Raw genomic sequence first — 13,229 nt, 5'->3', positions numbered from 1 at the left:
CGGGGCCCGGCAAGCCGGACAAGGGCTTCCCAGGAGTTCCCTGAGTGGCTCCTGTGTGTTTCTCAGGTAATTCACAGGTTCCCGCAAGGGTGTTCTCAGAGCCGCCCAGCAATGTGTCGGTTATGACCACGACCTCGCCCCAGGGGCGCACCGAACTGCTGAGGCCGGACGGGAGCCCCGTCCGCGTGCTTGTGGTGGACGACGAGCAGTCGATCACCGAGCTGTTGTCCATGGCCCTCCGTTACGAAGGCTGGCAGATCCGCAGCGCGGGGGACGGGACCGGGGCGGTACAGACTGCCCGGGAGTTCCGGCCCGACGCCGTGGTGCTCGACATGATGCTGCCCGACATGGACGGGCTCGCCGTACTGGGCCGCCTGCGCCGCGAACTGCCCGACGTCCCCGTCCTCTTCCTGACGGCGAAGGACGCCGTCGAGGACCGTATCGCCGGGCTGACCGCGGGAGGCGACGACTACGTCACCAAGCCGTTCAGCCTGGAGGAAGTCGTCGCGCGGCTGCGCGGGCTGATCCGTCGCTCCGGTGCCGCCGACCGGCGCTCCGACTCCACGCTCGTCGTCGGAGATCTCACGCTGGACGAGGACAGCCACGAGGTGTCGCGCGCCGGGGACAACATCCACCTCACCGCCACCGAGTTCGAGCTGCTGCGCTTCCTCATGCGCAACCCGCGCCGGGTGCTCAGCAAGGCGCAGATCCTCGACCGGGTGTGGTCGTACGACTTCGGCGGCCAGGCCAACGTCGTCGAGCTCTACATCTCCTACCTGCGCCGGAAGATAGACGCCGGGCGCGAGCCGATGATCCACACGCGGCGCGGAGCCGGTTACCTGATCAAGCCCGCCGCGTCATGAGCGGACGACGACAGCTGCGGAAGCAGCGGCGCCGACAGCCTCGGACGCTGCGGACGCGGCTCGTCGTCGCGTCCGTTGCGCTGATCGCTGTGGTGTGTGCGGTGATCGGTACGGTGACCACGATCGCACTCCGGTCTCATCTGTACGAGCAGCTCGACGACTCGCTGAAGGGTGCGGCCATGCGGGCGGCCGGGCCCGAGGAGCTGGTCGGCAAGGAGCCCCCTGTCGACAAGAAGATGCAGACGCTGTCGGAGTTGGTCGTCCGAGGCCCGCAGCCGAGCAACGGCGGCACGCTCGCCGCGAAGCTCACAGGCGGCAACATAACCGAGGCCAAGGTCGGCAAGAAGTCCGAGGGCGACGGCGGGGTACCCGAATTCAAGCCCGAGTCACTCACCTCGGCGCAGCAGGCCGTCCTCGAGGACGTGCCGCGGGACGGCGAGCCGCACACCGTCGACCTTCCGGGCCTCGGCGAGTACCGCGTCCAGTACCAGAGGGGCATCGACGGTGACTACTACGTCGGCCTGTCCACCGAGGACGTCACAGAGACCCTCAACACCCTCATCATCGTCGAAGTCAGCGTCACCGCCGCAGGTCTCGCCGCCGCCTCCCTCGCCGGCGCCACCATCGTGAGCGTCGCCCTCCGCCCCCTCCGCCGAGTCGCCGCCACCGCCACCCGAGTCTCCGAACTCCCCCTCCACAGCGGCGAGGTGACCCTCAACGAGCGCGTCCCCGAGTCCGAGACCGATCCCCACACGGAGGTCGGGCAGGTCGGCGCCGCCCTCAACCGCATGCTCGACCACGTCCACGGAGCGCTGCACGCGCGCCAGGAGAGCGAGACGCGGGTACGGCAGTTCGTGGCGGACGCCAGCCATGAGCTGCGTACGCCCCTCGCGTCCATCCGTGGATACGCCGAACTCACCCGACGCGGAAGGGAAGAGACCGGGCCCGACACCCGGCACGCGCTCGGCCGGATCGAGTCCGAGGCCGGGCGGATGACCGGGCTCGTCGAGGACCTGCTGCTGCTCGCGCGGCTCGACGCCGGGCGACCCCTCTCCTACGAGCACACCGATCTGTCCCCGCTGGTCGTGGACGCCGTGAGCGATGCCCGCGCGGCCGGGCGAGAGCACAACTGGCGGCTCGAGCTGCCGGACGAACCCGCGCTCGTGCAGGCCGACGCCGCCCGTATCCAGCAGGTCATGGTGAACCTGTTCGCGAACGCCCGTACGCACACCCCGCCCGGCACCACCGTGACCGCACGCGTGCACCGGCGGGGCTCCTGGGCGTGCCTGGACGTCGAGGACGACGGGCCCGGCATTCCGCCGGATCTGCTGCCGCGTGTCTTCGAACGGTTCGCGCGGGGCGACTCGTCGCGTTCGCGTGCCTCCGGGTCCACCGGTCTCGGGCTCGCCATCGTGCAGGCCGTCGTGGCCGCGCACGACGGTGCGGTGACGGTCGACAGCGTGCCCGGGCGGACCGTCTTTACCGTGCATCTGCCCGCGCTGGCACCCGAAGCGCGCCATTCTCATGAGGCCTTCATTTCGGAAACAAATACGCAAACGTATCCACAGGCACAGCACAGCACCACCACACGGGTGTAACAGGGCGCTTGACGACAGTCGTCGTCATGCGAACCGAACCTTCTCCCGGCTCCCTGCCGGCGCGGGAGCACCTCCCGGCCGGGAACGCCGGTACGCCTGTCCTGGACGTAGTGATCCCCGTCTACAACGAGGAGAAGGACCTCCAGCCGTGCGTGCGCCGACTGCACGAGCACCTGGCGCGCACCTTCCCGTACGCGTTCCGCATCACCATCGCGGACAACGCCTCGACGGACGCCACCCCGCTGGTGGCGGCGCGGCTGGAGGCGGAGATCCCAGAGGTCAGGTCCTTCCGCCTGGATCAGAAGGGCCGCGGCCGGGCCCTGCGGACCGTGTGGTCCGCCTCCGACGCCCCGGTCCTCGCCTATATGGACGTCGACCTCTCCACCGACCTCAACGCACTGCTCCCGCTGGTGGCCCCGCTGATCTCGGGCCACTCCGACCTCGCGATCGGCTCGCGTCTGGCCCGCTCCTCGCGGGTGGTGCGTGGCGCCAAGCGGGAGTTCATATCCCGTACGTACAACCTGATCCTGCGGGGTTCCCTGCAGGCCCGCTTCTCCGACGCCCAGTGCGGTTTCAAGGCGATCCGGCGTGAGGTGGCGCAGGTGCTGCTGCCGCTGGTCGAGGACACCGGATGGTTCTTCGACACCGAGATGCTGGTGCTGGCCGAACGGGCCGGACTGCGCATCCACGAGGTGCCGGTCGACTGGGTCGACGACCCGGACTCGACCGTGCACATCGTGAAGACCGCGACCGACGACCTGTTGGGCGTGTGGCGCGTGGGGCGCGCCCTCGCGACCGGCTCGCTGCCGCTCGACCGGCTCGCCCGGCCGTTCGGTGACGATCCGCGCGACCGCGAACTGACCGGCGTACCCACGGGACTCGCCCGCCAGCTCGTCGGGTTCTGCGTCGTGGGCGCGCTGTCCACGCTGTTCTATCTGCTGCTCTACAGCGGCTTCCGTACGTTCACGGGGTCGCAGTTCGCCAACGCGCTCGCCCTGCTCGTCTCGGCGGTCGCCAACACGGCGGCCAACCGGCGCCTCACCTTCGGCGTCCGCGGCCGTGAGCGGGCGATGCAGCACCAGGCGCAGGGCCTGGTCGTCTTCGGCATCGGCCTCGCCCTGACCAGTGGCTCGCTCGCCGCGCTGAACGCGGCGACGACCGATCCCGCGCACTCCACCGAACTGGCGGTGCTCATCGCCGCCAACCTCGCGGCGACGGTGCTGCGGTTCCTGCTCTTCCGGGCGTGGGTGTTCCCGGAACGGGACGACCACACGCCGTCGACCGTCGTCGTCTCACACACACCTGGCACGCCTGTTCACGCGACGACGCCTCAATCTCCGTACGCCAACCGAACCTGGGGGGACGCGACCGTGCAGCTGCAGCCGGTGCGCCCGAATGATCACGATCTGAGGAACGCACGATGACGACGACTCAGCCAACTGCCGTACAGGAGACGGTCGTTCCGGCGAAGCCCACCGTGGCCCCCGAGGACGGCAGCCCCAAGCAGCCCTTCGTACGCCGCCTGTGGCGCGGGCGGCCCGAGGACCACCGCTGGGTGCGGCCCGCGTTCCTCGGCGCGCTGCTGCTGATCGGCGCGCTCTACACCTGGAACCTCACGGCCTCCGGGTACGCCAACTCCTTCTACTCCGCGGCCGTTCAGGCGGGCAGCCAGTCGTGGAAGGCGTTCTTCTTCGGCTCGCTCGACTCGGCCAACGCCATCACCGTCGACAAGCCCCCGGCTTCGCTGTGGCCGATGGCGCTGTCGGTGCGGCTGCTGGGCCTCAACTCCTTCGCGATCCTGTTCCCCCAGGTGCTCATGGCCGTCGCCACGGCGGGTGTGCTCTACGGGGCCGTGCGCCGCCGGTTCGGCGCTGCGGCCGGCTTCATCACGATGGCGGTCTTCGCGCTCACGCCCATCGCCGCGCTGATGTTCCGCTTCAACAACCCGGACGCGCTGCTCGCGCTCCTGATGGCCGTCACGGTCTACTGCGTGCTGCGTGCCATGGAGAAGGCACAGACGAAGTGGCTGGTGTGGGCGGGTGCCGCGGTCGGCTTCGCCTTCCTGGTGAAGACACTCCAGGCCTTCCTGATCCTCCCGCCCCTCGCGCTGATCTACGTGCTCTTCGCGCCGACGACCCTGCGCAGGCGCATCGGCCAGGTCCTCCTCGCGGGCCTTTCGATGGTCGTCGCGGGCGGCTGGTGGGTCGCGATCGTCGAACTGTGGCCGGGCTCCTCGCGCCCGTACATCGGCGGCTCGCAGAACAACTCCTTCCTTGAACTGACCTTCGGCTACAACGGACTCGGCCGCATCAACGGCGAGGAGACCGGCAGCGTCGGCGGCGGCCGGGGCGGCGGCTGGGGCGAGACCGGCTGGGACCGCATGTTCAGCTCGAACATCGGCGGTCAGATCTCCTGGCTGATGCCGGCGGCCCTGATCCTGTGCGTCGCGGCCGTGGTCCTGCTCCGCAAGGCAGGGCGTACGGACACTGCCCGCGCCGCGTTCCTCGCCTGGGGCGGATCGCTGCTCATCACCATGGTGATCTTCAGCTTCATGCAGGGCATCTTCCACGAGTACTACACCGTCGCCCTGGCCCCCTACATCGCGCCGCTGATCGGCATGGGGGCGGTTGTTCTCTGGGAGGAACGCGGCAGGACATGGACCGCGCTCACAATGGCGGGCGCGATGACGGCGACGGCGGCGTGGGGGTACGTCCTCCTCAACCGGTCCTCCGACTACCTGCCGTGGCTGAAGTGGCTGGTCCTGGTCGGCGGTCTGGCCGCCGCCCTCGGCCTGATCTTCGTGAACAAGCTCGGTCGTCGACTGGCCATGGGGGTCATCGGGTTGAGCTTCGTCACCGCGCTGGCCGGTCCGGCGGCGTACACGCTCACCACGCTGAACGAGGGCCACTCCGGCTCGATCGTCACCGCCGGTCCGGCGGTCGCGGGCGGTCGAGGTGGCCCCGGCGGCGGTGGCGGCATGGGCGGCCGTCCCGGCGGGATGCCCGGCCAGAACCAGCAGAACGGCAACGGTCAGATGGGCCGACCCCCGACCGGCGGCTTCCCGGGCGGCGGTACGCCCGGCGGCGGCCAGAACCAGCAGGGGCAACAGGGCCAGAACCAGCAGGGTGGCACGCCCGGTGCCCAGGGCGACGGCGGAGGCATGGGCGGCGGTGGGGGCATGGGTGGTTTGCTCAACGGCGCGACCGTCGGCGACGAGGCCAAGGAACTGCTGGAGGCGAACTCCGGTGACTACACCTGGGTCGCCGCGGCCATCGGCGCCCAGAACGCCGCGAGCTACCAGCTCGCCACCGGCGACCCGGTGATGGCCATCGGCGGCTTCAACGGCAGCGACCCGTCGCCGACGCCGGCCGAGTTCAAGCAGTACGTGGAGGACGGCAAGATCCACTACTTCATCGCAGGCGGCGGCATGGGAGGCGGCAACGACAGCTCCGGCACCTCGTCCCAGATCAGCGAGTGGGTGCAGGAGAACTTCAAGGAGGTGACGGTGGGTTCGGCCACGTTCTACGACCTGACGCAGCCGACGAGCAGCTGACGGCCGGCTGAGGTTCACGGGGGCGGTGGCCCGGGGTGCGGACGCACCTCGGGCCACCGCCGTTGTCGTACGGCGCCGTGAGCACGACGCCCTTGCCGTACGGCCGGAAACCGTGTTGTACGCCGTATAGGAACTGTTCTACGGTGTACAGCATGACCACGTCCCCCCAGGAAGAAGCCCAGGCCCAGGAGCAGGAGCAGCCCCAGGGCCATCCCCAGCGCTGGCTGATCCTCGGTGTCATCTGTCTGGCGCAGCTCACCGTGCTCCTCGACAACACCGTCCTGAACGTCGCGATCCCCTCCCTCACGGACGAGCTGGGCGCGAGCACCGCGGACATCCAGTGGATGATCAACGCGTACTCACTCGTTCAGTCCGGACTGCTGCTCACGGCGGGCAGCGCCGCCGACCGTTACGGCCGCAAGAAGATGCTGGCCGCGGGACTCGTCCTCTTCGGCACGGGCTCGCTCTGGGCGGCCTTCGCCCAGTCGTCCACGCAGCTCATCGCCGCCCGCGCGGGCATGGGCATCGGCGGCGCGCTGCTGATGACCACGACGCTCGCGGTCGTCGTACAGATCTTCGACGACACCGAGCGCGTGAAGGCCATCGGCCTCTGGTCGACCATCAACTCCCTCGGATTCGCGGCCGGTCCGCTGCTCGGCGGATTCATGCTGGACCACTTCTGGTGGGGATCGATCTTCCTGATCAACATCCCCGTCGCGCTGATCGGCCTCACCGCGGTCATCAAGCTGGTGCCCGAGTCCAAGAACCCGCAGGGCGACCGCCCCGACCTTCTGGGCGCGCTGCTCTCGACGACCGGCATGGCCTCGGTCGTGTACGCGATCATCTCCGGGCCCGAGCACGGCTGGACGTCGGCACAGGTCCTGGTGGCCGCGGCCGTCGGCTTGCTGCTCCTCGGCGCGTTCGCGCTCTGGGAGCTGCACATCCCCTACCCGATGCTGGACATGCACTTCTTCCGCAACCAGCGCTTCATCGGCGCCGTGGCGGGCGCGATCCTGGTCGCCTTCGGCCTCGGCGGCTCCCTCTTCCTCCTCACCCAGCACCTCCAGTTCGTCCTCGGTTACGAGCCCTTGGAGGCGGGCCTGCGGCTGGCGCCGCTCGCCGTGACCGTCGTGGCCCTGAACCTCACGGGCGTCGGCGCGAAGCTGCACGCCAAGCTCGGCACACCCGCGACGATCGCGGCCGGTATGAGCCTGCTCGCCGGAGGCCTCGCGGTGATCGCGCTGCTCGGCGGCGACGACTACAACGGCATGCTGGCGGGCCTCGTCATCATGGGCGCGGGCATCGCGTTGGCCATGCCCGCCATGGCCAACGCGATCATGAGCGCCATCCCGCCGGAGAAGGCGGGTGTGGGAGCCGGGATCAACGGCACGCTCGCCGAGTTCGGCAACGGCCTCGGCGTCGCGGTCCTCGGCGCGGTCCTCAACGCCCGCTTCGCCGCGCTGATCCCGGTCGCCGCGGCATCACTTCCGGCCGCGCTCGCCTCCGCGGAGTCGGCCGGGGAGCGGGCGCGGATCATGGACGCGTTCTCCTCCGGCCTTGAGACCAGCCAGCTGGTGGGGGCGGTTGCCGTACTCCTCGGAGGGCTGCTGGCGGCCGAGTTGCTGCGGCGGGCGGTGGGGGTACCACCCAGACATTAAGTACTGGAGGAGGGCGGACTCCGCGGTGGCTGCGTAACGATGTCGCGTACGAGGCACGCATAGCATCAGGCGACAGTGATACGCGCTGTGTATCGAGTACGCGCTGGATATCGAGCTCCGAGGAAGGTACGCCATGGTGAGGGCGGGCGACCGGGCCAAGGGTCCGGCGCGGACCAGCGTCTGGCTGGAGGGCAGGCAGAGGGCTGCGCGCGGCGGTCAGCCCTCCGGGCTCGACCGGGACCGGATCACCCGGGTGACGGTGCGGCTGCTCGATGCCGACGGGCCGGCCAAGTTCTCCATGCGCCGGCTGGCCGCCGAGCTGAACGTCACGGCGATGTCGGTGTACTGGTACGTGGACACCAAGGACGACCTGCTCGAACTCGCCCTCGACTCGGTCTTCGGCGAACTCGAGCTGCCCGACCCGGAGTCGGGCGAGGACTGGCGCGATCAGCTGCGCGCGCTTGCGAGTGGGTACCGGGAGCTGCTGGTGCGCCACCCCTGGGTGTCGCCGCTGATCGGCAGCTTCCTCAACATCGGCCCGCATTCGATGGCGTTCTCGCTGTGCGTGCAGCACGTGATGCGCAATACCGGGCTGCCGGCGCACGGTCAGATGGGTGCGATCGCGGCCGTCTACCAGTTCGTGTACGGCTTCGGGACGATCGAGGGGCACTTCGTTCAGCGGTGCGCTTCCGCGGGCATGACGCAGGACGAGTACTTCCACCGGGCCATGAGCACGATCCGCGAACAGCCGGAGTTCGCCAAGAACTTCGAGAGCGCCACGGATCTCATGGAGGCGCGAGGTGGCGACACGGTGGAGGAGATGCGCGAACGTGATTTCAGGTTCGCGCTGGAGCTTCTGGTGGCGGGAATCGAGGCGATGACGCTCCGCTGGGGGCGCGGTTCGTAAGCTGCGGGTGCGTTGTGGTTGCTCGCGCAGTTCCTCGCGCCCCTGGGGTGCGTGGTGGGTCGGGGCCGTGGGCCGGTGCGTCAGCCCGTCGCAGGGTGGGCATACGGCCCTTCGGCTTCCACAGGGTGCGGGTTTCCTGAGACAGAACCTAAGCGACGGGCATACGACGCACCGGCCCACGTCCCCTCCCGCCGGTGGGAGGGTGCGGGTAGGTGGGGGTACGGGCTTTCCCTGGGCGCCGGGAGCCGCAGGCTTTTGCTTTTCAGGGGCGCGGGGCTGTGACATTAGCGGCTCCGCCGCGGGGCGCGACCAGCCACGGCGGACTGGCAGCCGCGACACGACGTGTCACCCCCACCCCCTGGCGGGGGCCTGGGGGCGGCAGCCCCAGGGATGGGACGGGTAGGGGCGGCGGGGGCGAAAACCTACTCCTGCGGAGCCAGCCGCGCAGGGAAGCCGCCGGTCGCGACCGGCCCCCACCGCACAGGCGTGACCCGGATGATCGACTTGCCCTGCTTGAGCATCGCGGCCCGGTACTCGTCCCAGTCCGGATGCTCGCCCGCGATGTTCCGGTAGTACTCGACGAGCGGCTCGACCGAGTCCGGCGGGTCGATGACCTCGGCCGTGCCGTCGATCTGGACCCAGGGCCCGTTCCAGTCGTCGCTCAGCACGATGAGGCTGACCCGCTCGTCCCGCTTGGCGTTGCGGACCTTGGCCCGCTCGGGGTAGGTCGAGACGACGATCCGGCCCGCGTCGTCGACACCGCAGGTCAGCGGAGAGCCCTGCGGGCTTCCGTCGGCCCGCCGGGTGAGCAGGACGGCGCGATGGCGGGGACGTACGAAATCCAGCAGATCGTCGAGGGAGACGGAGGTGTTCGTAGCGATGTTCGGTGCCATGGGGGCAGCCTAGGGTGAACGGCCGTCGAACGCCTGACGCGTGGGGCCGCGGGGCCTACGCTGGCGGGCATGGCAGCCGGCGACCTCAGCCCCGACGAGCAGTGGCCGCTGCCGCCCGCCTGGATGTGGGACTGCGCCGAGTGCGTCCGGCTCTACGAGGCGATGAAGCACGTCCAGGCGGTCATCGCCGGACTGCACGCCACCGAGGGGTACGACGTCGACTGGGACATCACGGACAGCGTCGTGGGCACGCAGATCAGCCTCAGCCGCCACCTCGCCGACGCCCACCCTCAGGAACTGCCCGAGTGGGACCCCGCCTGCACGACCTGCGCGGGCCACCGGCAGGCCCTCGCCAGAACGGACCGCGCGCCCGACATGCGCGCCGGGACGGAGATGGTGGCCGAGGAACACCGGGCCCGCCACCTGTTCGCCCCGCCCCGCATGGTCGGCCTGATGTAAACCGACCGTGCATCGAGTCCGTGGCTTCGAACTACTCGCCCGGATGGCCGAGTTCGATGTCATGGTCGTCGACACCGTGCCCGTTCACGGTCAGCGCCGTGGCCACCGGCGGGTAACCCGTCGCGATGACGGTGTACTCCCCGCTGTCCAGATCGGCGAAGGCGTACGCCCCGTCCTCCCCGGTCGTAGCGGTGGCGACCACGTTGCCCGCCGCGTCGACGAGCGTGACCCGGGCATCGGCGAGAGGCCCGTGCGCTGCCCGTACGGTCCCCTGCAGCCGGGCGCCCGCCGTGAGGCCGACCTCGACACGGGTGACACCGGTGCCGCCGACCTCGACCGGCAGGGCGGCCGGCCGGTGACCCGCCGCGTTCACCGCCACGGTCACGGTGCCCGGGACCAGCCCGGCGAAGTCGAACTCGCCCTGCTCGCCGGTGTTCCCGGTGGCCAGCACGTCACCGCGTACGTCCGTGACGACGACCATGGCGTCCTTGACGGGCGTACCGGTCCCGGCGTCCCGCACCACACCACTGAGCCCACTCGTACCGCTCACGAGGATGTCGTACGAAACCGGCTCGCCGTTCACGACGATCGTCGAGGCCTGCGGCTGGAACCCGTCGGCAGAGGCGATCAGGACGTACGACCCCGCCCCCGGCGCGCTCAGCGCATAACCACCGTCGGCGTGCGTGACCGAGCGGCCCAACTGCCGTCCCCCGAGGGAGATCAGCGTGACGGCGGCCCGAGCGACGGGCGTGCCCTCGGCACCGCGTACGCACCCGTGCACAGGAATGTCACCACCCGAGTCACCGGATTCCGCGGCGTTGTCTGTCGCGGCAACAGGGACCGTCTGCTCGACAGGGACCTCTTGCTCAGCCGGAGCCGCAGTCGAAGCCTCGGCAGCCTGCGCCATGGCGCCCCGTGTCCTCAACGGAACCTCCTTGATGAAGAGGGCCATGAGGAGGGCGAGCAGTGCCAGAGGCGCGGAGTACAGGAAGACGTCCGCGACCCCGTGCCCGTACGCGCTCTCCACGACCGTACGGACCGGCGCGGGCAGCGCGCCGAGGTCCGGGATGCTCCCGTCGCCCGTGCCGGCGTGCCCGAAGGACGCGGCCTTTGAACCGAGGCCCGCGAGACCGTCCTTGACGTAGTCGGTGATCCGGTGGGCCAGGACCGCGCCCAGCGCCGAGACGCCCATGGCACCGCCGAGGGACCGGAAGAAGGTGACCGTGGAGCTGGCGGCGCCCAGGTCGGTGGGGTCCACCTGGTTCTGCGTGCAGAGCACCAGGTTCTGCATCATCATGCCGACGCCGAGGCCCAGCAGCGCCATGAAGATCGCGATGTGCCAGTACTCGGTGTCGTACCGCATCGTGCCCAGCAGGCCGAGACCCGCGGTCACCAGCACCCCGCCGCCGATCAGCCAGCCCTTCCAGCGCCCGGTCCGGGTGATGACCTGGCCGGAGACCGTCGAGGCGACGAACAGGCCGCCGATCATCGGGATGGTCATGACGCCGGACATGGTGGGCGACTTGTCGCGGGCCAGCTGGAAGTACTGGCTGAAGAACACCGTGCCCGAGAACATCGCGACACCGACGAAGAGCGAGGCCAGAGAGGCCAGCGTGATGGTGCGGTTGCGGAACAGCCGCAGCGGGATGATCGGCTCGCTCGCCTTCGCCTCGACGAGCACGAAGAGCAGCCCGAGGACGACGGAGCCACCGACCATCGCGTACGTCTGCCAGGACAACCACTCGTACTTGTCACCGGCGAAGGTCACCCAGACCAGCAGCAGGCAGACCGCGGCGGAGATGAGGAAGGCACCGGCCCAGTCGACCTTGACCTTCCGCCTGACGACCGGGAGGTGCAGGGTGCGCTGGAGCACGATCAGGGCGACGACGGCGAACGGAACACCGACATAGAAGCACCAGCGCCAGCCCAGCCAGCTGGTGTCGGTGATGACGCCGCCGACCAGCGGGCCGCCGACCATCGCGGTGGCGAAGGTGGCACCGAGGTAGCCGTTGTACCGGCCGCGCTCCCGCGGGGCGATCATCGCCGCCATGATGATCTGGGCCAGTGCGGACAGCCCGCCCATGCCGATGCCCTGCACCGCGCGGAACGCGATGAGCGTGCCGGGGTTCTGCGAAAGGCCGGCCGCCGCCGAGCCCAGCACGAAGATGACGAGGGCCACCTGGATCAGCAGCTTCTTGGAGAAGAGGTCGGCGAGCTTGCCCCACAGCGGGGTGGACGCCGTCATCGTCAGCAGCGAGGCGGTCACCACCCAGGTGTAGGCGCTCTGGCCGCCGCCGAGGTCGCCGATGATCCTGGGCAGGGCGTTGGAGACGATCGTCGACGACAGGATCGCGACGAACATGCCGAGCAGCAGCCCGGTCAGCGCCTCCATGATCTGGCGGTGCGTCATCGGAGCGCCCGGAGCGCCGTCGGTGGAGCCGCCTCCGGAGTGCTTGGCATGAGAGCCCCGCACAGCGGTCGGTGCGGTCGTGGCCATGGTCTTCCTTTTCTTACGTTCCGTCATGTCACTTCTGGTGCGGGGGTGGACGCCGCCGGCCGGCACTCGTCGAAACTGGTACGCAGCCGTCCGAGCAGGGAGTTGAGCTGCTCGACCTCGTCGTCGGACCAGTCCCCCAGGTAGTGGGCGAGCGCCCGCGTGTACCGCTCGGCGATCTCGGCGAGCATGTCCCGACCCGCGGGAGTGAGCCGCAAGATGCGCGACCGCTTGTCGCCGGGATCGGGGGACCGGACGATCCACCCGCGCTCCGCGACATGGGCAACATGCCGACTGGTCACCGACATATCGATGGCCAACAGCTCCGCGAGCCGGCTCATCCGCATCTCCCCGTGGCGCTCAAGGAGCGTGAGCACGGCAGCGGCCCCTGCGGGGCATTCGTGCGGCAACATCCGCCCGAGCCCACGCTTCACAGCTCCGATGGCGCTGAGCTGGCGGGCGAGCTCCTCGTACTGGTTGCGAGCGGCGGCCATCACACCCTCCTTCGTTGCTCTAGGCAACCATAGAACTGCTTGGTTGCTACAGGCAAATGAATGTGGGTGGCGGGGGCCTAAAACCTTGGCAAAGGGGGGGCGAGGCGCCACGGCGGGGGGCGGCCGGTCGCTTTGGAGCACGGTCCAGCCACAACCAGCCCGTCTGGAGGTACCTCCCAGCTGTAGCTGGGGGAGCTTGAGGACGAGGCCGTTCAGGCCGACAGAGGGGGGCCGGGGGTGGAGCCCCCGTGACGGCGACACCAAGTCAGGGTGGCCAGCACCAGCACACGGCACCCCAGCACTTGGGCAA

The 13,229-nt window shown here is 69.7% G+C and carries 10 protein-coding genes; 7 read left to right on the top strand and 3 right to left on the bottom strand.

All coding sequences use genetic code 11. The features are described from left to right. Positions 1 to 122: 122 nt before the first annotated feature. The 6 genes from ACGFNK_RS25945 to ACGFNK_RS25920 all read left to right on the top strand — a co-directional run bounded on the left by ACGFNK_RS25945 (position 123) and on the right by ACGFNK_RS25920 (position 8,579). On the top strand, positions 123 to 863 hold the full coding sequence (locus ACGFNK_RS25945) for a response regulator transcription factor (RefSeq protein WP_393419633.1): 741 nt from the start codon (positions 123 to 125) through the stop codon (positions 861 to 863). Further along, on the top strand, positions 860 to 2,461 hold the full coding sequence (locus ACGFNK_RS25940; RefSeq protein ID WP_393419631.1) for an ATP-binding protein: 1,602 nt from the start codon (positions 860 to 862) through the stop codon (positions 2,459 to 2,461). Before ACGFNK_RS25945 ends, ACGFNK_RS25940 begins: the two co-directional genes overlap by 4 nt. A gap of 26 nt (positions 2,462 to 2,487) precedes the next feature. Then, positions 2,488 to 3,885, top strand: a complete 1,398-nt coding sequence (locus ACGFNK_RS25935) for a glycosyltransferase (RefSeq protein WP_393419629.1) — start codon at positions 2,488 to 2,490, stop codon at positions 3,883 to 3,885. Next, positions 3,882 to 6,014 carry an ArnT family glycosyltransferase gene (locus tag ACGFNK_RS25930; protein ID WP_393419626.1) on the top strand — a complete coding sequence of 711 codons (2,133 nt, stop codon included), beginning with the start codon at positions 3,882 to 3,884 and terminating at the stop codon, positions 6,012 to 6,014. The genes ACGFNK_RS25935 and ACGFNK_RS25930 overlap by 4 nt, the downstream gene beginning before the upstream one ends. A 152-nt stretch (positions 6,015 to 6,166) precedes the next feature. Next, positions 6,167 to 7,672, top strand: coding sequence for an MFS transporter (locus tag ACGFNK_RS25925; protein WP_393419624.1), 1,506 nt, complete (start codon positions 6,167 to 6,169; stop codon positions 7,670 to 7,672). Positions 7,673 to 7,805: 133 nt separating this feature from the next. Beyond that, on the top strand, positions 7,806 to 8,579 hold the full coding sequence (locus tag ACGFNK_RS25920) for a TetR/AcrR family transcriptional regulator (protein WP_393419622.1): 774 nt from the start codon (positions 7,806 to 7,808) through the stop codon (positions 8,577 to 8,579). Positions 8,580 to 9,001: 422 nt separating this feature from the next. Here the strand turns inward: ACGFNK_RS25920 and ACGFNK_RS25915 are convergent, their stop codons facing one another. After that, a complete protein-coding gene (locus ACGFNK_RS25915) occupies positions 9,002 to 9,472 on the bottom strand; it encodes a PPOX class F420-dependent oxidoreductase (protein WP_386340341.1) in 471 nt (156 codons plus the stop codon). A gap of 69 nt (positions 9,473 to 9,541) precedes the next feature. Between ACGFNK_RS25915 and ACGFNK_RS25910 the strand changes: the two genes are divergently transcribed. After that, the gene (locus tag ACGFNK_RS25910) at positions 9,542 to 9,931 is read left to right on the top strand and encodes a hypothetical protein (RefSeq protein WP_386340344.1); all 390 of its coding nucleotides are present in this window, start codon (positions 9,542 to 9,544) and stop codon (positions 9,929 to 9,931) included. Positions 9,932 to 9,962: 31 nt separating this feature from the next. On the opposite strand, the gene ACGFNK_RS25905 is transcribed toward ACGFNK_RS25910, so the two are convergent. Then, on the bottom strand, positions 9,963 to 12,428 hold the full coding sequence (locus ACGFNK_RS25905; protein ID WP_393419620.1) for an MFS transporter: 2,466 nt from the start codon (positions 12,426 to 12,428) through the stop codon (positions 9,963 to 9,965). Between the two features lie 23 nt (positions 12,429 to 12,451). Next, the gene (locus ACGFNK_RS25900) at positions 12,452 to 12,919 is read right to left on the bottom strand and encodes a MarR family winged helix-turn-helix transcriptional regulator (protein ID WP_393419616.1); all 468 of its coding nucleotides are present in this window, start codon (positions 12,917 to 12,919) and stop codon (positions 12,452 to 12,454) included. Positions 12,920 to 13,229: the final 310 nt, after the last annotated feature.

The organism is Streptomyces sp. NPDC048825 (genome assembly GCF_043198355.1).
Lineage (GTDB): Bacteria > Actinomycetota > Actinomycetes > Streptomycetales > Streptomycetaceae > Streptomyces > Streptomyces xiangluensis.
The sequence above is the reverse complement of the archived record's forward strand: the minus strand, read 5'-3'. Positions and strand labels throughout refer to the sequence as shown.

Bases quoted from the DNA above. Each gene is read 5' to 3' on its own strand.
- ACGFNK_RS25935 (WP_393419629.1), top strand. From the start codon at position 2,488: ATGCGAACCGAACCTTCTCCCGGCTCCCTGCCGGCGCGGGAGCACCTC.
- ACGFNK_RS25945 (WP_393419633.1), top strand. From the start codon at position 123: ATGACCACGACCTCGCCCCAGGGGCGCACCGAACTGCTGAGGCCGGAC.
- ACGFNK_RS25910 (WP_386340344.1), top strand. From the start codon at position 9,542: ATGGCAGCCGGCGACCTCAGCCCCGACGAGCAGTGGCCGCTGCCGCCC.
- ACGFNK_RS25905 (WP_393419620.1), bottom strand. From the start codon at position 12,428: ATGGCCACGACCGCACCGACCGCTGTGCGGGGCTCTCATGCCAAGCAC.
- ACGFNK_RS25920 (WP_393419622.1), top strand. From the start codon at position 7,806: ATGGTGAGGGCGGGCGACCGGGCCAAGGGTCCGGCGCGGACCAGCGTC.
- ACGFNK_RS25925 (WP_393419624.1), top strand. From the start codon at position 6,167: ATGACCACGTCCCCCCAGGAAGAAGCCCAGGCCCAGGAGCAGGAGCAG.
- ACGFNK_RS25940 (WP_393419631.1), top strand. From the start codon at position 860: ATGAGCGGACGACGACAGCTGCGGAAGCAGCGGCGCCGACAGCCTCGG.
- ACGFNK_RS25930 (WP_393419626.1), top strand. From the start codon at position 3,882: ATGACGACGACTCAGCCAACTGCCGTACAGGAGACGGTCGTTCCGGCG.
- ACGFNK_RS25915 (WP_386340341.1), bottom strand. From the start codon at position 9,472: ATGGCACCGAACATCGCTACGAACACCTCCGTCTCCCTCGACGATCTG.
- ACGFNK_RS25900 (WP_393419616.1), bottom strand. From the start codon at position 12,919: ATGGCCGCCGCTCGCAACCAGTACGAGGAGCTCGCCCGCCAGCTCAGC.